Annotated in this window: 17 protein-coding genes; 6 read left to right on the plus strand and 11 right to left on the minus strand. The window is 68.7% G+C overall.

What is annotated here, in order from left to right; genetic code table 11:
- Positions 1-553 precede the first annotated feature (553 nt).
- The gene (locus ACFPMG_RS32865) at positions 554-3,601 is read left to right on the plus strand and encodes a chemotaxis protein CheB (protein WP_377000082.1); all 3,048 of its coding nucleotides are present in this window, start codon (positions 554-556) and stop codon (positions 3,599-3,601) included.
- Positions 3,598-6,144 (plus strand): PAS domain S-box protein, encoded by a 2,547-nt coding sequence (locus tag ACFPMG_RS32870; RefSeq protein WP_377000084.1) that lies wholly within the window; start codon positions 3,598-3,600, stop codon positions 6,142-6,144. Before ACFPMG_RS32865 ends, ACFPMG_RS32870 begins: the two co-directional genes overlap by 4 nt.
- Positions 6,145-6,254: 110 nt before the next feature.
- On the opposite strand, the gene ACFPMG_RS32875 is transcribed toward ACFPMG_RS32870, so the two are convergent.
- The 3 genes from ACFPMG_RS32875 to ACFPMG_RS32885 all read right to left on the minus strand — a co-directional run bounded on the left by ACFPMG_RS32875 (position 6,255) and on the right by ACFPMG_RS32885 (position 7,950).
- Complete coding sequence (locus ACFPMG_RS32875) at positions 6,255-6,467, minus strand: hypothetical protein (RefSeq protein ID WP_377000086.1); 213 nt, start codon at positions 6,465-6,467, stop codon at positions 6,255-6,257.
- A 69-nt stretch (positions 6,468-6,536) separates the two neighbouring features.
- Positions 6,537-7,340 (minus strand): ABC transporter permease, encoded by an 804-nt coding sequence (locus tag ACFPMG_RS32880; protein WP_377000088.1) that lies wholly within the window; start codon positions 7,338-7,340, stop codon positions 6,537-6,539.
- A 4-nt stretch (positions 7,341-7,344) separates the two neighbouring features.
- Positions 7,345-7,950: an ABC transporter ATP-binding protein gene (locus ACFPMG_RS32885; RefSeq protein ID WP_377000090.1), complete on the minus strand. Its 606-nt coding sequence runs from the start codon at positions 7,948-7,950 to the stop codon at positions 7,345-7,347.
- A 128-nt stretch (positions 7,951-8,078) separates the two neighbouring features.
- On the opposite strand from ACFPMG_RS32885, the gene ACFPMG_RS32890 reads away from it, so the two are divergent.
- Positions 8,079-9,620 carry an MDR family MFS transporter gene (locus ACFPMG_RS32890; protein ID WP_377000092.1) on the plus strand — a complete coding sequence of 514 codons (1,542 nt, stop codon included), beginning with the start codon at positions 8,079-8,081 and terminating at the stop codon, positions 9,618-9,620.
- Between the two features lie 16 nt (positions 9,621-9,636).
- Here ACFPMG_RS32890 and ACFPMG_RS32895 read toward each other — a convergent pair whose 3' ends face one another.
- The 8 genes from ACFPMG_RS32895 to ACFPMG_RS32930 all read right to left on the minus strand — a co-directional run bounded on the left by ACFPMG_RS32895 (position 9,637) and on the right by ACFPMG_RS32930 (position 19,280).
- Positions 9,637-10,707, minus strand: coding sequence for an AI-2E family transporter (locus tag ACFPMG_RS32895; protein WP_377000094.1), 1,071 nt, complete (start codon positions 10,705-10,707; stop codon positions 9,637-9,639).
- A 242-nt stretch (positions 10,708-10,949) separates the two neighbouring features.
- Positions 10,950-12,347: a HAMP domain-containing sensor histidine kinase gene (locus ACFPMG_RS32900; RefSeq protein ID WP_377000096.1), complete on the minus strand. Its 1,398-nt coding sequence runs from the start codon at positions 12,345-12,347 to the stop codon at positions 10,950-10,952.
- 31 nt (positions 12,348-12,378) lie between these two features.
- The gene (locus tag ACFPMG_RS32905) at positions 12,379-13,056 is read right to left on the minus strand and encodes a winged helix-turn-helix domain-containing protein (RefSeq protein WP_109070631.1); all 678 of its coding nucleotides are present in this window, start codon (positions 13,054-13,056) and stop codon (positions 12,379-12,381) included.
- Positions 13,057-13,233: 177 nt separating this feature from the next.
- Positions 13,234-14,784, minus strand: coding sequence for a DegQ family serine endoprotease (locus tag ACFPMG_RS32910; protein WP_377000098.1), 1,551 nt, complete (start codon positions 14,782-14,784; stop codon positions 13,234-13,236).
- Between the two features lie 122 nt (positions 14,785-14,906).
- The gene (locus ACFPMG_RS32915) at positions 14,907-15,479 is read right to left on the minus strand and encodes a tetratricopeptide repeat protein (protein ID WP_377000100.1); all 573 of its coding nucleotides are present in this window, start codon (positions 15,477-15,479) and stop codon (positions 14,907-14,909) included.
- A gap of 172 nt (positions 15,480-15,651) precedes the next feature.
- On the minus strand, positions 15,652-17,793 hold the full coding sequence (fusA, locus tag ACFPMG_RS32920; RefSeq protein WP_377000102.1) for an elongation factor G: 2,142 nt from the start codon (positions 17,791-17,793) through the stop codon (positions 15,652-15,654).
- A 229-nt stretch (positions 17,794-18,022) separates the two neighbouring features.
- Complete coding sequence (locus ACFPMG_RS32925) at positions 18,023-18,370, minus strand: RidA family protein (protein WP_137138927.1); 348 nt, start codon at positions 18,368-18,370, stop codon at positions 18,023-18,025.
- Positions 18,371-18,482: 112 nt separating this feature from the next.
- Positions 18,483-19,280 carry a trypsin-like serine peptidase gene (locus tag ACFPMG_RS32930; RefSeq protein WP_377000104.1) on the minus strand — a complete coding sequence of 266 codons (798 nt, stop codon included), beginning with the start codon at positions 19,278-19,280 and terminating at the stop codon, positions 18,483-18,485.
- 45 nt (positions 19,281-19,325) lie between these two features.
- Between ACFPMG_RS32930 and ACFPMG_RS32935 the strand changes: the two genes are divergently transcribed.
- The 3 genes from ACFPMG_RS32935 to ACFPMG_RS32945 all read left to right on the plus strand — a co-directional run bounded on the left by ACFPMG_RS32935 (position 19,326) and on the right by ACFPMG_RS32945 (position 22,626).
- Positions 19,326-21,557 carry a DNA topoisomerase gene (locus ACFPMG_RS32935; protein WP_377000106.1) on the plus strand — a complete coding sequence of 744 codons (2,232 nt, stop codon included), beginning with the start codon at positions 19,326-19,328 and terminating at the stop codon, positions 21,555-21,557.
- 196 nt (positions 21,558-21,753) lie between these two features.
- Complete coding sequence (locus ACFPMG_RS32940) at positions 21,754-22,203, plus strand: hypothetical protein (protein WP_377000108.1); 450 nt, start codon at positions 21,754-21,756, stop codon at positions 22,201-22,203.
- Positions 22,204-22,275: 72 nt separating this feature from the next.
- Positions 22,276-22,626 carry a hypothetical protein gene (locus ACFPMG_RS32945; RefSeq protein WP_377000110.1) on the plus strand — a complete coding sequence of 117 codons (351 nt, stop codon included), beginning with the start codon at positions 22,276-22,278 and terminating at the stop codon, positions 22,624-22,626.
- The last annotated feature ends 25 nt before the right edge of the window (positions 22,627-22,651 follow it).

A 22,651-nucleotide genomic window follows, 5' to 3' on the forward strand; every position in this document is an offset into this window, starting at 1 on the left:
GAGGCAACAGATCCTGCACAGTGTTGTGCCCGCATCACATCATACCTTCTGGGTAAGCTGTGCGCTGGTGGCAAATCCCATCGATTTTTATCTTTCGACCCCGCCATGAAGCGCGACGATCGGAAAAAGGAATGAGACGCCAGAACACAACGAATTCACGCAATCGCTCTCAGGGCATTGAAAGGAAATGAATATGGAAAATCGCCGCACATTCGAAAGTCTCGATTCAGCGCTGCACCGAAGCTGAAATCGAAAATTATTAAACACATCGCCAAAAATCCATTGGTCATATGCGCAACGTCAAGGACAGAACACACCCCGCTCCACGCTTGGTCTTCCGAAAGCCGGCGCGATGCGGTTCCTCAAGGGGCGGATTGTCCGGATTGACTGGCATGGACGCTTCCTATATAGCCGCTGGACCCTTCGCCGTTTCAAAACCGCCGGCGCGCGCAGAAAAAGGAAAGGCGCCGTGCGTGGGAGGGTTTGAATGTCACGGTCAGACGGCAAATAATTCAGTAGGCCGTCCTTTACTCCCGCAGACCCGAAGTGCTCCGTGGAACCAGAAGACAACGATCACACCATCGCCGACGCGCCCACGTCACCCGATGAGGGCACGGACACGGTTTCCGTCTATGGTCCCTATCCGGAAGGCCGGGATCGGGTCTGCTGCATCGTCGGCATCGGCGCCTCCGCCGGCGGGTTGGAGGCGCTCCAGCGCTTCTTCGACAATGTGCCGGGCGAAAGCGACCTCGCCTATGTGGTGGTCCAGCATCTGTCGCCGGTCCACAAGAGCCTGATGGTCGATCTGCTGGCCAAGCACACCGCCATGTCGGTGATGCAGGCCGCGGACGGCATGGCGGTGGAGCGCAACACCGTCTATCTGCTGCCCCCCGCCAAGCATCTGTCGATCGAGGACGGGCGGCTGATCCTGACCGCCAAGGACGCCGCTGGGGGCATGAGCCTGCCCATCGACATCTTCTTCACCGCTCTGGCCAAGGACCAGGGACCACGGGCGCTGGGCGTGGTGCTGTCCGGCACCGGATCGGACGGCACGCGCGGCCTGCTGGCGATAAAATCGGCGGGCGGCTTCGCCGCGGCGCAGGACCCCGAATCGGCGCAGTTCGACGGCATGCCGCGCAGCGCGATCGCCACCGGGCAGGTCGATGTCGTGAAGACGCCGGACAAGCTGCCGGGCTGCCTGATCGAACACGCCGGCCGGGTGCTGTCCCGCAACCTGCCCGTCCCGGCCAAGCCGCAGGACCGCGACAACGACCCGTTGGCGCAGATCGTGGCGGCCATCCGTTCCGTCACCGGGGTGGATTTCTCGCATTACAAGCTGGCGACCCTGCTGCGCCGGATCGAGCGGCGGATGCACACCGCCGGCCTCGATTCGATGAGCGACTACGCCGCCCTGCTCCGCCGCAACAGCGCCGAGACGGTCAGCCTCTACAAGGAGATGCTGATCGGCGTCACGCGCTTCTTCCGCGACGAGGGGGCCTTCGCCTCGCTCGCCGACAAGGTGATCCCCACCCTGCTGGCCAAGCGCAGCCCCACCGACATGGTGCGCGTCTGGGTCTGCGGCTGCGCCACCGGCGAAGAAGCCTATTCCATCGCCATCCTGTTCGCCGAGGCGCAGGAGCGGATGGGACGGTCCTTCGACGTCAAGATCTTCGCCACCGACATCGACCAGGACAGCATCGAGATCGCCAGCCTGGGCGAATACCCGCGCTCCATCGCGGAGGACGTGTCGCACGAGCGGCTGAGCCGCTACTTCATCGCCCGCGGCGATCATTATCTGGTGTCGCGCGACATCCGCCGCATGGTGGTCTTCGCCGCGCACAACATCATGCGCGATCCGCCCTTCACCAAGATCGATCTGGTGAGCTGCCGGAACCTGCTGATCTACATGGACTCGCCGCTTCAGCGGAAGGTGCTCAGCCTGTTCCAGTACGCGCTGCGGCAGAGCGGCTTCCTGTTCCTCGGCACCAGCGAGACGCTGGGCGACCTGTCGGCGGAGTTCCACGTCCTGGACAGCCGGAACAAGCTGTTCCAAAGCCTGCGCACCGGCACCCACCGGCTGTCGCGGCTGCTCGTCCCCACCGTCGCAGCGCCGGTGCACCGCCATGGCGACGAGACCCTGTCGCAGGCGCAGGAGGAAGGGGCCGCCATCGACGAGGCGATCTCGACCCTGATGCGGGCCTATGTGCCGCCCAGCCTGCTGGTCAACGAACAGATGAACATCATGCATGTGTTCGGCGAGGCGTCGGCGATCCTGAAGGTGCCGCCGGGCGAGGCCACGCTGAACGCGCTCAAGCTGCTGCCCTCCTCGGTCTCCATGGTGGTGGGGACCGCGCTGACGCGGGCCTTCCGCTCCGGCGAGGAGTTTGCCCTGTCCAACATCCCGGTGAAGGACCGCGAGGGGCTGCCCGCCGTCAGTCTGCGCGTCAAGCCCTTCGTCGCGCGCAAGACCGGCCGGCGCTTCGCGCTGATCGTGCTCGACCCCAGCGCGCCGGCGCTGGCCCTGCCGGACAGCGACTTCGACTTCGACACCGACACCGCGGAGCGCATCCGCGGGTTGGAGCAGGAACTGGTTTCCCGCGGCGAGAACCTCCAGGCCACCATCGAGGAGCTGGAAACCGCCAACGAGGAACTGCAGGCGACCAACGAGGAACTTCTCGCCTCCAACGAGGAGTTGCAGAGCACCAACGAAGAGCTGCAGTCCGTCAACGAGGAGCTGTACTCCGTCAACGCCGAATACCAGGCGAAGGTGGAGGAGTTGACGGAGGTCACCAACGACCTGGACAACCTGCTGCGCTCGACCGAGATCGGCACGGTGTTCCTGGACAGCGGCATGGTGATCCGGCGCTTCACCCCGGCGGCGGCGCGCTTCATCAACATCATCCCGCGCGACGTCGGCCGGTCGATCTCGCACCTGTCGACCAACATCGACTATCCGGATTTCCTCAAGGACATCGAGCGGGTCTTCCACGACCACAAGCCGGTGGAACGCCACGTCCCGGTGCGCGGCGACCGCTGGATCCAGACGCGGATCCTTCCCTACCTGACCGAGAAGAACCAAGTGGCCGGGGTGGTCGTCACCTTCGTGGACGTCACCGCCGCCAAGGCCGCGGAGCACCGGCTCCAGACGGTGCTGGACAGCCTGCCGGAGCATGTGGCGGTCATCGATTCCGATGGCGCCATCACCATGGTCAACCACGCCTGGCGCATGTTCGGCGAGAAGAACGGCGCCCCGGCGCTGGACCGTTGCGGGCCGGGAACCAATTATCTTGATGTCTGCAACGCCGAGGAAGGAACCGAAGGCGAAGACATCGCCCGTGCCGTGAACGACGGGCTGCGCCGGATCCTGTCCGGCGACATCGAGCAGTTCACCATCGAATACCCTTGTCATTCCGACAAGGAGGAGCGCTGGTTCATGATGCACGCCTGCCGTCTGGCCGGATTGTCAGGGGGAGCGGTGGTCAGCCACATCGACATCACCAACCGGAAACGGATGGAATTGAGTGCGAGCGGACGGCGGAACGGCCAGAAGAAATCCGGAGCCTTCACCACCAAGGACCGGGCGGCCGGGGGCGCGGCGTGAACGGATTCCGCAACGAACGGCTTCGCAAGCGCGCGGAACAGGCCCTCAATTCGGGCGGCTTCGAAGGGGCGGAGGTCTCGGCGACCACGCTCAAGGAAGTCCTGCACGAGCTGTACGTCCATCAGGCCGAACTGGAAATCCAGAACGAGGAGCTGCGCACCGCCCAGCAGGCGCTGGAAGCCTCGCGCATCCAGTATCTCCAGATGTTCCAGTCGGTGCCGCTGGCCTGCTTCACCGTCAACGCCGCGGGCATCATCTGCGAGGCGAACGTCGCCGCGGAGCGGCAGTTCGGCTTGCCGTTGCGCCGGCTGAAGGGCCGCCCGCTGACCCTGATGGTGGAGTCGCTGGACCATGGGCGCCTGTTCACGGCGCTGGCCCGGCTGCGCGACTCCGGGCAATGGGTGCGCCAGGAATACGCTTTCGTCGGCGCCCAGAGCGCCATCGACGGATTGACCGACGCGCGGATCGTCGAGTTGGAACCCGGGCCGGACGGCGTCGACAAGGGCGACGTCCTGCTGACCATCACCGACGTGACGGAGCGCAACGCCTGGGTCAGCGAGCTTCAGGAGGCCCGCGACGAGGCGGAGCGCACCCGCGCCGCCTACCACCACATCCTCCAGGCGGTGGCCGACGGCATCTGTGGCCTGGACGCGCGCGGCGCCGTCACCTTCGTGAACGCGGCGGCCCAGTCGATGACCGGCTTCGGCGCCAGCGATCTGGTCGGCCGCGCCTTCGCCACGCTGATCGGCGGCGACGCGGAGGATGAGGGCCGGCGCGCCTTGACGCTGTCGCTGGCCGACGGGCTGGTCCGGCAGGTGACCGACGGACGCCTGCGCCGCCAGGGCGCCGATGATTTCGTGGCGGAGCTGACCGTTTCCCCGATCCTTCAGAACGGAGCGATCACCGGGGCGGTGGTTGCCTTCCGCGACGTGACCGCCCGCCGAGCCGCGGAACAGGCGCTGGCGGAGAGCGAACGGCGGCACCGCACGCTGGTCCAGTCTCTGTCCGAAGGGCTGGTGATGCGTTCGGTGGACGGCACGGTGATGGTCGCCAACGCCATGGCGGAACGGCTGATGGCCGGCCCGGCGGGGGTGCTGCTCGATCCCCTCGCCCACCCCTTGGAAAGCCGCAAACCGGGCGACCGGGCGGGCCGCGCAGCGCGGCGGCGCTTTATCGGCGCCGATGGCGCCCGGCTGACCGGACTGCCACCCGCCGCCAAGGCGGTGGACAGCGGGAAGCCGGTCGTCGAACAGATCGTCGGCATCGCCGATGGCGATGGGGCGGCGGCACCGACCCGCTGGCTGCGCGTCTCCAGCCATCCAGTCCCGGGCGCGGACGGACGGCCCGAGGCGGTGGTGTCCAGCGTCACCGACATCTCCGCCATCAAGTCGATGGAACGCGACCTGAACGTGGCGCTGGACGCCAAGGAGCGTTTCATGGCGGCGGCCAGCCACGACCTGCGCCAGCCGGCCCAGGCCCTGACCCTGCTGTCCGGGCTGCTGCTGAAGGAACAGATCCCGGAGGATGCGCGGCGCATCGCCACCCAGCTCCGCGACACCGTGGCCTCGCTCGGCGGGCTGCTCGATTGCCTGCTGGACATCTCCAAGCTGGAAGCCGGCCTCGTCACTCCCCACTCCGCGCCGGTGGAGGTGGGATCGATCATGGAACGGCTGCACGGGGAGTTCCGGGCGGTCGCCGCCTCCTCCGGGCTGACGCTGCGCACCGTGCCGGTGCGGCTGGGCGCCTGCACCGACGGCGGTCTGCTGGAGCGGGTGTTGCGCAACCTGCTGACCAACGCCATCCGCTACACGCGGCAGGGCCGGGTGCTGTTCGGGGCGCGGCGGCGCGGCGGCGCCCTGCGGTTCGAGGTGTGGGACACCGGCATCGGCATTCCGGAGAACCATCTCGACCGGATCTTCCAGGACTTCTACCAGATCGGCAACGTCGCCCGCGACCGGCGGGAGGGGTTGGGCATGGGGCTCAGCATCGCGCGGCGCCTCGTCCACATGCTGGGCGGCACCATCGAGGTGACCTCGACGCCGGGCAAGGGCTCCTGCTTCGCCGTCACCCTGCCGCAGGCGGCGATTCTCGACCAGCGGCACTGCGGCGACTCTCCGGAGGACTCCGCCTCGGCAAGCGGCGATGCGGACGGCGACGCCTCCGTCCTGCTGGTCGAGGACGACGCGGTGATCCGCATGGCGCTGGCCCTGATGCTGGACGGCTGGGGCTACCGCGTGACCGAGGCCGGCTCGGTGGCGGAAGCGTTGGATTTGGTGGACGGAACGCTGGCGCCCGACCTCGTGCTGACCGACTACCGCCTGCCGGACGGCGACACCGGGCTGATGCTGATGGACACGCTGCGCCGTCGCTTCGGTTCCGATCTGCCGGGGGTGCTGCTGACGGGCGACACCTCGTCAGACCGGCTGCGCGAGGCCGCCGGCGCGCAATGCGCCCTGCTGCACAAGCCCATCCAGCCCGACGACCTGCGCCGCACCGTGCGCGCCAGCCTGGAGCACCGCGACGCCGAGACGGAGGCGACGTAGCGGTGAACCTTGCCCCCACCCCGGCCCTCCCCCGCTGACGCAGGGGAGGGAGATCGGTCCCCTCCCCTGCGTCAGCGGGGGAGGGTTAGGGAGGGGGCAACGTCAGCGCCTTACGGACGCCCCAAATCCGCCTGGGTGGCGCGCTTCAGGTGGTTCAGCCGTTCCTCGGCCTCGTTGCGGGCGTAGGGACCCTCCACATCCATGCCGAAGCTGACATAGAATCCGTCGGCCTGAGCGATGTGGGTTCCGACGGGGAGATATTCGTCCGTGGGCTCGTCGTTGCCGACGATCGCGCCGTTCCGGATTTCCACGATGTGCGCCATGACCTGCTCCCCCGCCGCCGTTGGTGAACACCAATCGGTGTTCAACGGCGGCGGTCCCGTCCGGGTTCCTTACGCTTGCTTCCGCCGCACCAGCCGGTCGAGCCGCAGCCGGTGGCGACGGTCGCTGAGCCGCCGCACCGTGGCCAGCGACGCCGCCAGCACGCCGAGCCCGGTGGCGCCGGAGATCAGGAACATGATCAGGATCTGGTACTTCACCGCCTCCCCCGGGTCGACGCCGGAGAGGATCTGGCCGGTCATCATGCCGGGCAAAGCCACCACCCCCATGGCCGCCATGCTGTTGATCGTCGGCATCAGCGCGGTGCGCAGCGCGTGGCGCAGGATGGGCCGCAGCGCCGTCCAGCGGGTGCAGCCGAGCGCAAGTTGCGCCTCGATGGCCGCCCGCTCCCGCGCCGCCGTTGCGGTCAGGGTGTGAAGGGCCAGCCCCACCCCGCTCATCGCGTTGCCCAGCACCATGCCCAGCATCGGAATGGCGTAGCGCGCGTCCCACCACGGATCGGGCCGCACCGCGGTGGACAGGCCAAGCAGCAGGACGATCCCCGCCGCCGTCCCCATTGCCCCGGTGCCGATGCCGTAGGACCACCAGCCGGCCAGCCGCCGCTCCTGCCGGGCCATCGTCTCCTGGCCGGCGAACAGCAGCATGACCAGCGCCGCCCCCAGGGTCAGCCAGGGCGATTCCAGGGCGAACAGCCGGGTCAGCACCAGCCCGACCAGCGACAGTTGGACCACCATCCGCAGCGCCGCCACCAGCAGCGGCCGCGCCAACCTCAGATCCAGCGCCATGGACAGGCCGCCGTTGACCAGCAGGAGCAGCGCCGCCACGGCGAGGTCGGTGTAATGCAGGGTAACCAGCATCGCCCTACCTCTCCGTCACCACGCCATCCGCCACCACGCCATCTGCCACGTGCAGATGCCGCCGGGCCAGGCGAACAGCCTGCTCCGGCGCGTGGGTGACGATCAGCAGCCCGGCCCCGCGGGCCAGTTCGCCACGCAGCAACGCCTCCACCCGCTCCGTCGCCTCGGCGTCCAGCGGGCCGGTCGGCTCGTCGAGCAGAAGCACCTCCGGCCTCTGGACCAGCGCGCGGACCAGCGCCAACCGCTGCCGCTCCCCCGTGGACAGGCGGGCCACCGGCCAGTCCATGACCTCCCCCGGCAGGCCCAGCGCCCCGGCGAGCATGGCGGCGCGATCCGGCTGCGCGAAGTGGGCGCCCACCCGGTCCTCCCACCAGCCGGATTCGGCGGCGACGTAGGTCACCCGGCGGCGCCAGAGCGGGGCGGGCATGTCCTCCCGAAGATCGCCGTTCAACCGCACCTCTCCGGTCGACGGGTCGAGGTCGGCCAGGGCGCGCAACAGCACGGATTTCCCCGATCCGGATTTCCCCTGAACGGAAACGCACTCGCCGGCCTCCACCTGGAAACTGGCGGGCTTCAGCACGGTCGTGGACAGGTTGCGCACGCTCAGCATGGCGGGGTACGGCGACTATTCCGGAAGGTGGAAGGGGAGATTACCAGCCATTCATGGCGGAGTCCTTGCGCGGAACGTCTCGGGGGCTATGGTACGCCCCACCGCTCATTCCGGCCTGAACCGAGACCATGACCGACGCCTCCAACGACCACGCCGTCTTCACCCACCGCGAAATCATGCGGGTGTTCAGCGGGGTGGCGCTCGCCATGCTGATGGCGGCGATGGACCAGACCATCGTCGCGACGGCCCTGCCGACCATGGCCCACGACCTGGGAAGCCTGGAAAACCTGCCCTGGGTGGTCACCGCCTATCTGCTGGCCTCGACCTCGACCACGCCGATCTACGGCAAGCTGAGCGACCTTTACGGGCGCAAGCGGGTGCTCCAGGTGGCGATCTTCCTGTTCCTGATCGGGTCGGTGCTGTGCGCGCTGGCGCAGAGCATGGGGCAGCTCATCCTGTTCCGCGGCATCCAGGGGCTGGGCGGCGGCGGCCTGATGGCGCTGGCCTTCACCATCATCGGCGACGTGGTGGCCCCGCGGGAGCGTGGGCGCTACCAGGGCTACATCGGCGGCATCTTCGCCCTGTCCAGCGTGGCCGGGCCGCTGCTGGGCGGCATCTTCACGGAACGGCTGAGCTGGCACTGGATCTTCCTCATCAACCTGCCGCTGGGGGCGGCGGCGCTGCTGATGACCAGCCGGGCGCTCGACCGCCTGCCGGCGGGACGGATGAAGCCGACCATCGATTATCTCGGGGCGGCGCTGCTGATGGGCACGGTGACCTCTCTGCTGTTCGTGGTGTCGCGCGCGGGGGTCGCCCTGCCCTGGACCTCCCCGACGATCCTCGGCCTGTGCGTCCTCGGCCTCATGATGCTCGGGGTCTTCCTGTGGCACGAGCGGCGGGTGGAGGAGCCGATCCTGCCGCTGCACCTGTTCCGCGAGCCGGTGGTGGCCGTCGCCAACCCGGTGGTGGCGGTGTCGGCCATGGTGCTGTTCGCCGGTATCGTCTATCTGCCGCTGCGCTCGCAACTCGTCGCCGGGACCAGTGCCACGACGTCGGGCTTCCTGCTGCTGCCGATGGTGCTGGGCATGGTGCTGGGCGCCGGGGGCGGCGGTCGGCTGATTTCCAAATCCGGCCGCTACAAGGTCTTCCCGCTGGCCGGACTGGCGCTGGCGGCGGTGATGTATCTGGCGCTCGGCCTGTCGCCGACGGTGTCGGAAAGCGGGTTGTGGTCCACGCTGATCCTGGTGCCGCTGGGCATCGGGCTGGGGCTGGTCATGCCGGTGATGACGGTCGCCGTTCAGAACGCGGTGGACCGGCGTGATCTCGGCGCGGCCACCGCCTCGGTCGGCTTCTTCCGCTCGCTCGGCGGGTCGGTCGGGGTGGCGGTGTTCGGCGCGGTCTTCGCCGCCGACGTCGAGTCCCGGCTGAACGCCGCCGGCCTGCCCGGCATCAGCGGGCGCGAGGTGATGGAGCGCGGCCCGTCCGCCCTGGCCAATCTGGCCCCCGCCGCCCGCTCCACCGCCCAGTCGGTGTTCGAGCACGGCTTCTCCACGCTGTTTCTGCTGGCCGCCGGGCTGGCCGTGGTGTCCTTCGTGCTGACCCTGTTCCTGAAGGAGCTTCCGCTGCGCTCCGCCGCCGACGCCGCCAAGGCCGGGGCGGAGGTCGCCTGAGGGCTGGGGTCAGGCGCTACGCCTTGTCCTCGCTGGGGAAGTGCCGCCCCTCGCCCAACTTATCCTCGATGTAGAGCATGTTGACCAGCACCAGCATCACCACCGCGAAGGGCGTCGCCAGGAACATGCCCATCAGCCCGAACAGCACGCCCCCCGCCGCGATTGCCGCGATGGTGATGACGGGGGGCAGGTCCACCACCTTCTTCTGCATCAGCGGCATGACGACGTTGCCCTCGACCTGCTGGATCGCCAGGTAGAGCAGCGCCACCCACAGCGCCTCCTGCGGCGACTGGGCGAAGGCGATGAGAATCGCCGGAACCGCCGCCAGGAACGGGCCGATCAGCGGAACGAATTCCAGGAGGGCCGCCAGCAGGCCCAGCGCCGGAGCGCTCGGGATGCCCAGCAGAAGCAGGCCCGCGGTGGTCAGCACACCGACGATGGCCATGGCCGAAAGCTGCCCGATCAGCCACTTCCACAGCGAGTCCCCCATCACGTCCATCACCTCCCGCGCCCGCTCATGGCCGCGCGGCGGCACCAGCAGGATGACGCCGCGCCGGTAGACGCCGGGCGAGGCGGCGAGGTAGATGGCCGTGAACATCACCACCACCAGATCGCCCAGGAAGAACATCACGCTGGAGGCGACCGTCTGCAGCCGGTTCAGCCAGGAGGAGGCGTCACGCCCCTGTTCCATGATCTGGTCGCGCAGCGAGCCGGGAAGCTGCTGCACGGCTCCGCTGATCTGCTGGGAGAACTGGTCGAACTGGCTCACCACCGACTGGCCCATCAGCACGCCGCCACCGATCAGCAGCACCGCCAGCAGCAACAGCACGACGCCGAGCGCCCAGCCCTGCGGCAGCCCGGTGAAGCGCCGCACCAGCCCGGCGACGCGCTGGAACAGGATCGCCAGCAGCACGCCGGCAAAGACCAGGAGCAGCGCGTCGGCCACCTGCCAGGCCAGGAACAGCGTCCCCAGCACCCCGGCGGCGATCAGCATCTTCCAGGTGAACAGCTTCAGTTCGGTCGCGGTGTTTCGCCCGGCGGTCGCCGGCTGCCCGGCCTGAAGGGGAACCTGTCTGGTCGCGTCCATCGTGTCTTCCCGCCGTGTTGCCAGCGGCATGCCGGCCCGATGGACAAACGCCGCCCGCAGGAAACTGTTGCACCGTCAGCCCGCTAGCACCTTCGTGCTAATACGCTTATCCGAATGCGCGCGGACGGTTGGCGCCCCATATAATGTCTGACGCCAAGGAGTCATTCTCGCTGATGTCACCTCAAAAGCCCGCCGGAAACGGCGGGCTCTTTTCTTGTGAGGGGCGTCTTTTATGGAGAGAGTCAGCCGGCGTCCGGCGGGAAGACGATGCCGACCTTCAGGCCCGGCTCGTTGTCCTCCAGCCGCAGCGACGCGTCGTGCAGCCGGGCCACCGCCTCCACGAGGCTGAGGCCCAGCCCGTTCCCCGGCGAGGCCCGCGCGGCGTCCAGCCGGACGAAGCGCTCCAGCACCTTCTCCCGCATGTCCGGCGGAATGCCGGGACCGTTGTCCGCCACGGTGACGCGGGCGGACTGCCCCGGCCCGGCGCCCTCCAGCAGCAGCGCGATGCGCCCGCCTTCCGGCGTGTATTTGATGGCGTTGTCGAGCAGATTCGACACCGCCTGCGCCAACAGCTGCTCGTTGCCGCGCACGGTCGGCTCGGCCCGGATGTCGGTGACCAGGGTCAGGCCCTTCTCCTCCGCCACCGGCTCGTAGAGGTCGGCGGCCAGCCGGACCACGTCGGCCAGCCGCACCGGCTCCAGCGCCTTGCGGTTGGCGCCGGACTCGGCCTCGGCGATGGACAGCAGAGCGGTGAAGGTGGCGAGCAGCCGGTCGGCCTCGAGGATCGTATCCTGCAACACGGCGCGGTAGACCTCCGGGTCGTCGGTCTCGCGGATCAGCGCCAGCTCGACGCGGGCGCGCAGGCGCGACAGCGGCGTGCGCAGGTCGTGGGCCACGCTCTCGGTCACCTGCCGCATGCCGGTCATCAGCCGTTCGATCTGGTCCAGCATGGCGTTCAGGTTGCCGGCCAGCCGGTCGATCTCGTCGCCGCCGCCGCCGCGCGGCACCCGGCCCGACAGGTCGCCGGCCATGATGCGGTGGGTGGTGCGGTTGATCGCCTCGATCCGGTGCATGGCGCCGCGCGCCAGCAGCAGCCCGCCGCCCAGCCCCAGCACCACGGTCACCAGGAAGACCCAGCGCAGCGACACGACCATGCGGCCGCGGAGCTGGTCCAGCTCGCTCATGTCGCGGCCCACCAGCAGGCGGAACTGGCCGGGCAGGACGAAGCTGACCGCCATCGCGGTGGAGGGCCGGTTGTTCACCCCGCCATAGTCGGAAATCTTGAAATGGGTCCAGCCGCCCGGCTCCGGCGTCGCGTCGGGCCAGCCCGACAGGTTTCCGGCCAGGATGACGCCGCCCGGCGTGGTCAGCAGATAGATGGAGTTGGTGTGCGAATAACCGCTGCGCTCGCGCACGGAATCGACCAGCCCGCGCAGGCCGGCGCTGCGGTACTGGTCCTGAAGCCCGGCGACCTCCAGCGCGATGGTGGCGCCGATCTCCTCCTCCAGGAAGCCCGCGGTGGAGCGGTAGACGACCCCCAGGATCACCCCGACCGATATGATGAACAGGCCGAGATACAGCAGGGCCAGCCGGAACGGCGTGGTGCGCAGAAGGCGCAGCGTGGGAATGGCCGCTTTCACGCTCCCCGGCCCGCCACCATCGCCGCTGTTATCATTGCGGCGCCCGCAGGCTGTAGCCGGCGCCGCGCACCGTGTGGATCAGCGGCGTCGGAAAATCCTTGTCGATCTTCTGGCGCAGGCGGGCGATGTGCACGTCGATGACGTTGGTCTGCGGGTCGAAGTGATAGTCCCACACGTTCTCCAGCATCATGGTGCGGGTCACCACGCTGCCGGCGTTGCGCATCAGATATTCCAGCAAGGCGAATTCCCGCGGCAGCAGGTCGATGGACTTGCCGGCCCGCCGGACGGTGCGCGACAGAAGGTCCAACTCCAGATCGGCGACCGTCAGACGGGTCTGCGGCTGGGCGGCGCTGCGGCGGCGCACCAGCACCTCGATCCGGGCGAGCAGTTCGGAGAAGGCGAAGGGCTTGGTCAGGTAATCGTCGCCGCCGGCCTTCAGCCCCTTCACCCGGTCGTCCACGCTGCCGAGCGCGGAAAGGAACAGCACCGGCGTGTCGTTGCCGGTGGCGCGCAGGATCTCGACCAGCGACAGGCCGTCGCGGCCCGGCAGCATGCGGTCCACGATCATGACGTCATAATGCTCGGAGCCGGCCAGGAACAGCCCCTCCTTGCCGTCGTTGGCGGCGTCCACGACATGACCGGCCTCCTTGAGCCCCTTGGCCAGGTAGGAGGCGGCCTGCTGGTCGTCTTCGATGACGAGGACTTTCATGAGCATGAGTCTACCGCATCCTTCCGCGAGGCCAAAGGTGAATGCCCTCGCCCCTCCGGGGAGGGGAAGGTCCGAACGAAACGAAGGGGGAGAGTGTCCGCGCGGCGGGGGCTCGCACGACAGACACCCTCCACCCCATCACACCGACGACGGGAGGATCGCCGGTGTTTTCCGGCATCACGCCTTGCCGAGCTTCAGCGGGACAAAACTCTCGTTGCCGCCGCGGTTGACCAGCAGCAGGACCGCCTTGCGGCCATCCTTCTCGGCCTCGTGAAGGCTCTTGGTCACCTCCGCGGGAGAGGTCACGTTGTGGTCGCCGACCTTGACGATCACGTCGCCCGGACGGACGGGCAGATCACCAGCCTGCGGCGACACCGCGGTGACGATCACGCCCTTGACGCCCTCGCCCAGGCCGAGGCGGCTGCGGGCGGCGCCATCGAGCGGGGCCAGCTTCAGCCCGTTGACGGTCTCCACCGCGCTCTCGGCGGCGGGGCCGGTCCCTTCCGCGGCGGCCATACGCTGTTCGGCGGGCAGCGGCGCGATGTGGGCGGTCAGGGTCGTCTCCTTGCCCTTGCGGACCACGGTCATGTCCACCGTGTCGCCGGCCTTGGTGTCGGCCACCCGGCGGGTCAGGTCGCGCAGCGTGTTCACCGGCTTGCCGCCATAGGCCAGGATCACGTCGCCCTGGCGCACGCCGGCCTTGGCGGCGGGGCTGTCCGGAGTCACCTCGGCGACCAGCGCGCCCTTGGTCTGGGACAGGCCGACCGACTCGGCGATCTCCGGCGAGATCTCCTGGATCTTCACGCCCAGCCAGCCGCGCTCGACATGGCCGTTCTCCTTGAGCTGGGCGACGACCTGCTTGGCGATGTTGGACGGAATGGCGAAGCCGATGCCGACCGAGCCGCCGTTGGGCGAATAGATGGCGGTGTTGATGCCGATCACCCGCCCGTCCAGCGTGAAGGTCGGGCCGCCCGAATTGCCGCGGTTGATGGCGGCGTCGAGCTGCAGGTAGTCGTCGTACGGACCGCTGTGGATGTCGCGACCGCGGGCCGAGATGATGCCCTTGGTGACCGTGCCGCCCAGCCCGAAGGGGTTGCCGACGGCCATCACCCAGTCGCCGACGCGGGCGGCGTCGCTGTCGCCCCAGTCCAGCGCGGGCAGCGCCTTGTCGGACGTCACCTTCAGCAGGGCGATGTCGGTCTTGGCGTCGCGCCCGACCAGCGTGGCGGGCAGCTCCGTTCCGTCCTGGAGCGTGACCTTGATCTCGTCGGCGCCGTCGATGACGTGGTTGTTGGTCACCACATAGCCGGCCGCGTCGATGATGAAGCCGGAGCCGAGCGAGCCGACCTTGCCGCGCGGCTGGCCCTCGGACTCATCGTCCGGACCGCCGCCGGGGCCGCCATTTTGGCCGAACTGGTCCTGGAACTGGCGGAAGAACTCTTCGAAGGGCGACCCCGGCGGGAAGCCGGGCATGCGCGGGTTGCCGCGCTCGGCCTTGGCCTGCTGGGTGGTGGAGACGTTCACCACGGCGGGCGACACCTTGGCCGCCAGATCGGCGAAGCTGCCCGGCGTGCTTTGAGTCAGGACGCTTTCGGCGGCCGCGGCGGTGGACTGGTTGGCGATCAGGAACGGACCGGTCAGCACCGTGGTGCCGAGGAGGACGGCGGCGATGGTACGCCGCACCCGGCTCGACCGCGGGGCGCGTCCGGCGTTGGCGGGGGTGGACATCGGTTGCTCTCCGTGACTGGCATGCGTTGTTCGTTGCCCTGAAAGTAGCGGGCGCCGAGTCACGGGGGGCTTGCAGGCGGATTAAAAGTTTTTCAGGGAGGGAATATTAAGTCACGTCTCGATTACAGCGCCGATCCGGCCATGCGCAGGCGGATGTTGGCGGCCTGCTGGCGGACGCGGTCGAGATGCGGGTTGATGGCCAGGGCGGCGTCGAAGGCGCGCAGCGCGCCCGCCGGCTGGTCGATGGCGAGGTAGACGAGGCCCAGCCCGGCCAGCGCCCCGAAATGCCGCGGCTCCAGCGCCAGCACCCGGCGGATGTCGCGCACGGCGGCGTCGTAATCCCCCAGCATGTATTCGGCGTTGGCCCGCTTGTTCCAGCCTTCGGCGTAGGTCGGATCGGCGGCGACCACCTGATCGAAGGCGGCCAGCGCCTCGCCGTAGCGGTCGGCGTTCAGGCTCTGCACGCCATGATGCATCAGCACGATCAGGTCGTCGTTGGAGTGCTCCAGCCAGACGTCCCAGATGCGGTCCTCGACCGCCTCGGCGGCGACCGCGTCGCCGGCGGTCTGCAGGTCCTGGAACAAGCCGCCGAGTCGCGCGTCCTCCTGCCCTGCCCAGGCCCGCGAACCGGGGCCGGAAGCGCCGAGGAGCAGAAGGGCCAGGACGGCCACGGGCAAGAAGATTCGCTGGGTCATTCCCAAAAACTGGGATGCGTCACCTGCTGGCAACACTGATCCGAAAGGCGTATCGCCGCAAGAAGAATCCCTCATCCCGCCGGGGTGGCACCGGCAAAGTTCCCGCCGGACAAAGAAAAAGGGCCGGCGAATCGCTTCGCCGGCCCCCTCTCCTGAAAACACCAGCCTGTTATCAGGCGGCCTTGCTGCGGCCCGCCACGATTTCGTCGGTGACGTTGCGCGGCACCGGCTCGTAGTGGCTGAACTCCATCGAGTAGGACGCGCGGCCCGAGGTCATGCCACGGAGCTGGCCGATGTAGCCGAACATCTCGTTCAGCGGCACATGGGCCTCCACGGCGATGTTGGTGCCACGCTCGAGCTGGCCCAGCACCGTGCCGCGGCGGCGGTTCACGTCGCCGATGACGTCGCCCAGGTAATCGTCCGGGGTGACGACCTCGACCTTCATGACCGGCTCGAGCAGGATCGGGCCGGCCTGCTTGAGGGCTTCACGGAAGCAGGCCTTGGCGGCGATTTCGAACGTCAGGGCGTTCGAGTCGACGTCGTGGTACTTGCCGTCCACCAGGCGGGCGCTGAAGTCGACCGTCGGATAGGAGGCGAGCACGCCCTCTTCCTTCTGCATCTCCAGACCCTTCTGCACCGACGGGACGTATTCGCGCGGCACCGTGCCACCGACCGTCTCGTCCTTGAACACGAAGCCTTCGCCACGCTCCAGCGGCGCGAAGATGATCTTGACTTCGGCGAACTGGCCCGAACCGCCGGTCTGCTTCTTGTGGGTGTAGGTGTACTCGACCGGCTTGGTGATCGTCTCGCGGTAGGCGACCTGGGGCTTGCCCATGTTGCCTTCCACGCCGAACTCCGTGCGCAGACGGTCCAGCGTCACTTCCAGGTGCAGCTCGCCCATGCCGCGCAGGATGGTCTGGCCGGTTTCACGGTCGGTCTCCAGACGCAGCGACGGGTCCGCGCGAACCATCTTGCCCAGCGCGATGGAGAACTTCTCCTGCTCGCCCTTGGTCTTCGGCTCGACCGAGACGCTGATGACGGGGTCGGGGAAGCGCATGCGCTCCAGGATCACCGGGTGGGCGGCGTCGCAGAGCGTGTCACCGGTGTCGGTCTCCTGCAGGGAGACGAGCGCGATGATGTCGCCGGCGCGGGCTTCCTCGATCGGGTTGGCCTGGGCGGCGAACATCTCGACCATGCGGCCGATCTTCTCGCGCTTGCCGCGGGTGGTGTTCAGGACCGACATGCCCTTGGTCAGCACGCCCGAATAGACGCGGACGAAGGTCAGCGAGCCGTAGGTGTCGTTCAGCACCTTGAAGGCCAGCGCCGAGAAGGGCGCGTCGTCGGAGCTGAGACGCTCGCCGTTCGGGTTGCCGTCCTCGTCCACCGTCTTGATGGCCTCGACGTCCGTCGGGGCCGGCAGGAAGTCGACGACCGCGTCCAGGACCTGCTGCACGCCCTTGTTCTTGTAGGACGAGCCGCAGAGGACCGGGGTGAAGGTGCTGGTGATCGTGCCCTTGCGGATGCAGGCGCGCAGGACCTCCGGCGAGGGCTCCTCACCGGACTCCAGGTAGGCCTCCATCGCGGCCTCGTCCATCTCCAGGGCGGTGTCGACCAGCTCGGAGCGGAGCGCCGGGATGCTCTCGATGTTGTCGAGGTCTTCCTTGACGGTCAGGTTCAGCTTGCTCGCCAGATCGTCGGTGATCTCCCAGATCTCCCACTTGGAGTCCTTGTCGTCGGAGAACCAGACGTAGGCCTTCATCTCGATCAGATCGACCATGCCGCGGAAGTTGTCTTCCGAGCCCAGCGGAACCTGCAGGCAGAGCGGACGGGCGCCCAGGCGGGTCTTGATCATGTCGACGCAACGACGGAAGTTCGCGCCCGAACGGTCCATCTTGTTGACGTAGCACATGCGCGGAACGTTGTAGTTGTCCGCGAGGCGCCAGTTGGTCTCGGACTGCGGCTCAACGCCGGCCACGCCGTCGAACACGACGACCGCGCCGTCGAGCACGCGGAGCGAGCGGTTCACCTCGATGGTGAAGTCCACGTGGCCCGGGGTGTCGATGACGTTGATCTTCTTGCCGCGCCAGAAGGCCGAGACGGCAGCCGACTGAATCGTGATGCCGCGCTTCTGCTCCTGCTCCATGTAGTCGGTCGTCGTCGAGGACTTCAGGTCCTTCGTCTCGTGCACGTCGATGATCGTGTGCTTACGACCGGTGTAGTAGAGGATGCGCTCGGTGGTCGTCGTCTTGCCGGCATCGACGTGGGCGATGATGCCGATGTTCCGGATGTCAGAAAGAGGCGTTTGGCGCGGCATGTTGCGAATCCATTACTGTAACGCAGCTATCGAAGCGCAACGACGGTCGTCCGCTCCGGCGGCAGAGGTTGGTCGGGGTTTTACGGATGATCTGTTAAGGCGTGATTAACGTTCTGTAAATCCGGAAGGTCAAGCCTTCCGGATTTTTTCGAAGCACGCGGCCCTCACAGTCTGGTGGGCCACGCCGGCAAACCCCAACCGAGGGAGCCGGGTCGCCCCGTTACGCAGCTTATTTGGCCGCGGTCACCTGAATTTCAACGAGATACTCCGGCGCGGCGAGCTTCGCTTCGACCGTGGCGCGGGCGGGCGGGTTGGCCGTGTCGACCCAGGCTTCCCACGCCTTGTTCATCGCGCCGAAGCCGGCCATGTCCGTCAGATAGATGGTGGCGGACAGCAGCTTGCTCTTGTCGGAGCCGCCCTCGGCCAGCAGGGCGTCGATCTGGCCCAGGATCTGGCGGGTCTGCGTCTCCACGTCCGGAGTCGGATCGTTGGCCACCTGGCCGGCCAGATAGACCGTGTCCTTGTGGATGACCATCTGGCTCATGCGCGGTCCGGAATGGAAGCGCTGGATCGACATCGGTACGGCTCCGGTTACGGGATCTTGAACGCGCGTACGTCTATGCGATTCACGCCCAACGGCCTAGCAAAAAATGAGGCGCCACCGCTCAAAGCTGCCCCGCGCCCGTGCATCACCGCAAAGAAGGCGTATTTCCCTCGACCGCGGCCACGAAAGCGGCGCTCGGCACGGCGATGTTGCGCGGGTTGGGACCACTGACCGCGGCGACCGCGATGCCGGCGACCGCCCAGCCCTCCCCCGCCCCGTCCGCGCTCCCATCCCCGCCCCCGTTCCCGCTGGCCGTGCGCACCAGCAGCGCCGCCCCGCTCACCCCGCGCGTGCCGTCGCAGTCGTGGACGAGCAGCGGCCCGCGGTCGGTGTCGTTGATGCCGCGCGCCGCGCAGCCGGTGTCGGCGGTGACGAGGTGCGCCCGGTCCTGGCTGTAGCCGCCCAGCATCAGCGGCGTGCCGGCGTCCGGCGGGACTCGGGCGAGCGGCAGCGGCGGCATCCCCTCCGGCGCGTCGCCGTCCAGCGTCAGCACCGCCCAGTCGCCGACCAGCCCGTCGAGCCGCCTTTCCTTGTCATAGGGGCCGCCGGTCTCCAGCGCGGCGACGGCGCGGTGCTGCCGGTACTCCCCGCGCTCGTAGCCGAACAGGACGTGCAGGGAGGAGGCCGGCAGGAAGCGCTGCGCCCGGTTGAGCAGGCAATGGGCGGCGGTGACCACCCGGCGCGGCGCCACCAGCACGCCGGTGCAGCGCGCGCCGAGATTGCTCTGCACCTTGACGAGGCTGTTCCACGGCGCGTGGCTGGCGTCCACCACCACCCGACGGTCCTTCGCTCCGATCCCCGGCAGCAGCGGGTTCTGCGCCGCCGCCGGCAAGGCGGCCACGAAAAGTGGCGCCGCGACCAGGACTCCGCTCAGAATGGCCATCAAGTGTTCTTGATACGTTTTCATGTTCGTCTTACCATGGCGGTCATGGCCACGCTCATCATCACGGAAAAATCCAGTCAGGCAAAGGATCTGCGCGCCGCGCTGGGGGATCGCTACGGGCGCATCCTGCCGGCCGAGGGGCACCTGCTGCGGCTGGCCGAACCGGACGAGGTCAACCCGGACTGGAAGCGCTGGGCGCCCACCCTGCTGAAGCCCGACGGACTCTACCCGACCCGGCCGGACAGCGGCGGTAACAAAACGGCGAAGCTGGCGGCGATCAAGGCGGCGCTCAAAGGGTGCGATCAGGTCATCCTCGCCACCGACTGCGACCGCGAGGGGCAGCTGATCGGTCAGGAGATCCTGGAGCATCTGGGCTTCCGCGGGCGGGTGCAGCGCGCCCTGTTCACCGCCCAGGACCCCAAGACGATCCGCGACGCCTTCGCCAAGCTGAAGCCGAACACCGAGCTTCGCCCGCTCTACGAGGCGGCGGTGGCCCGCCAACAGGCTGACCAGATCTTCAACCTGTCCCTGACCCGCACGGCGACCAAGACGCTGCTGGCGCCGGGGACCCGTGGCGTGATCGGCATCGGGCGGGTGAAGACGCCGACCCTGTCCATCGTCTGCCTGCGCGAGCTGGAGATCCGCAACTTCAAGCCGGAGGATTATTTCGAGGTGGTGGCGACGGCCACCGCCGCGGGCGGCGCCTTCCTGATGCGCCACGCCCCGCCGCCGAAGGACCGCATCAAGGACCGCGCCCGCGCCGAGGCCATCGCCCGCGCCGCGGACGGCCATGGCGGCCCGCTGTCGGTGACGGTGGAGGACCGGCGGCAGGCCCCGCCGAAGCTCTACGACCTGCCCGCGCTGCAGAAGACCTGCGGCCAGCGCTGGGGCTGGACCGCCGACCGCACGCTGGAGGTCGCGCAGGAGCTTTACGACGGCGAGGGCAAGAAGCTCATCACCTACCCGCGCGCCGAGGCGCGCTACCTCTCGGAGAACCAGATTGCCGACGTGCCGGCGATCACCGGGGCGCTGACCCGGCTGCGCGGCTTCGCGCACCTCGACCTCTCCCGCCCGGTGATCCGCCGCGGCAAGTCCGGCCATTTCTGCGACAAGGCGCTGGAGGGCGTGTCGCACCATGCCATCGTGCCCAACGTCAACGTGCTGGACGACCTGGAAAGCCGGCTGAATCGCCTGACCGACGACGAGAAGCGGCTCTACGCCCTGATCTGCCGCTCCTACCTCGCCGCCGTCATGCCCGACTACGAGTACCGGCAGACCACCGTCCTGATGGACGTGCCCGTCGAGGGCAAGCCGGTGGTCTTCCGCGCGGTCGGGCGCATCCCCCTGAAGCTCGGCTGGAAGGCCGCCTTCGGCTCCGCCGAGACGGACGGCAAGCCCGACGAGAAGGAGGAGGAGCAGACTCTGCCGCCGTTGACCGACGGTGAGCCGGCCCGCCTGTCCGAGCCCCGGGTGGAGGCCAAGCGGACCCAGGCGCCGCCGCGCTACAACGAGGGCACGCTGGTCGACGCCATGCAGAACGCCTGGCGCTTCGTCGAGGACCCGGCGCTGCGCGACCGGCTGAAGGAGGCCAAGGGCATCGGCACCCCGGCCACCCGCGCCGAGATCATCAAGGGCCTGCGGCGGCAGAACCTGCTGGGCGCCGACGGCAAATGGCTGGTCCCCACCCCCGCCGGGCTGCAATTGTTCGAGACTCTGCGCGGCGCCGCCCCCACGCTGGTCGATCCCGGCACCACCGCCCTGTGGGAAATGCGGCTGGACGAGGTGGTCGTCGGACGCGCCGACTTCCGCAGCGTCATCGACGGCATCGCCGACGAGGCCGGGCGGCTGATCGGCGTGCTGGTCGGCAACCGGGGCCCGGCGGTGGATCTCGGCGTCCGCGGCGGCCCGATCCGCGCCGGACGGGGCGCCGGGCGCCGTCGCTCCACGAGCCCGCGCGCCGCCGGTGCTGCACCGCGCACGCGCAGCCGCAAGGTGGCGGTCGCCGCCGTCGGTGTGGACGGCGAAGCGCCGAAGAAGCCCCGGCGCAGCCGCAAAGCGAAGGCCGCTCCGGAAGTCCCCGACTCGATCAGCCCGGTGGCCGACGCTGTCCCGCCGACCTCCGCCGCACTGTCGGGCGGGGCACGGCGCAAGGCACCGACGGACAAGATGGTCGCCTTCGCCCGCAGCCTCGCCGACCGCAAGGGCGTCGAGTTGCCGGACGCGGTGCTCCAGGACTTCGATTCCTGCCGCCAGTTCCTGGACCAGCACGCGCGCTGAGCGCCAACTCGCCCCCACCCCCGCCCTCCCCCGCTGCCGCAGGGGAGGGCGGGGGTGGGGGCAAGACTTCCCACAAACCGCCCGAATCACGCCCCGACTGTGGCCCAGGCCACAGCGGCGCGGGCGGCATCCGCCTACCCTCTCCTCCATGGACATCGAGCCACACACGGCCCACACCCCGGAGGAGACCCAGCCCATGCGCCGCCTGACCCTGATCGCCGCCGCTGCCGCCACGCTGCTCGCCGCCCCCCACGCCTTCGCCAACGACCTCAAGACCGGCGGCGTGCCGGTCAACCCGATGCTGATGCAGCCGGGCTTCGGCAGCCCCTTCGCCACGGCGCCCTCCCTCTCCAGCACCAACGTCGGCGTCGCGACCAACCTCGCCGCGGGGATCGGCAACAAGGCCAAGCAGAACGTCTTCACCATGCAGCAGGGCACCGGCGGTTCGCTGGTGAACACCAACGTCGGCATCGCCACCAACGTCGCCGCCGGCATCGGCAACAAGGCGAAGCAGAACGTCACCGGCGTCACCTTCGGCTTCGGCAAGGGCGGCCTGCTCGACACCAACGTCGGGGTGACGACCAACGTCGCCGCCGGCATCGGCAACGCTGCCGGGCAGAATCTGTTCGGTCTCAAGGCCCAGTGATCATCCCCAACCGGCGCCGCCGATCCCCAAGGCGGCGCCTCTCTCCGGATTCCTCAGTGGAGGACTGCCGCCATGCTCCGCTTCGCCCTGCCGGTCTTCGGGACGCTCGCCGCCATCCTGACCCTGGCCGGAACCCCGCAAACCGCCGCCGCCGAGAACCTTGCCTGCCAGACGGTCAACGGAAAGACGGTGTGCAGCCGCGGCTCGGGCTCTCTGTCCTGCCAGACGGTCAACGACCGGACGACCTGCGTGACCGGGCCGGGCGCGCTGACCTGCGAGACCGTCAACGGCCACACCGCCTGCCGCCGTGGCCCGTCGCAACCCGATTTGAAGCCGATGCCCATGCCGCCGCTGCCCCCGCAGGCCGCTCCGATGCCCGATCACCCCTTCGGCAAAAACTTCCCTTTTGAGGAAGAGGCGTAAAGCACGCCACCTGTGGCCCGCTTCA

This window comes from Azospirillum himalayense, assembly GCF_042657465.1.
Classification (GTDB): Bacteria; Pseudomonadota; Alphaproteobacteria; order Azospirillales; family Azospirillaceae; genus Azospirillum; species Azospirillum himalayense.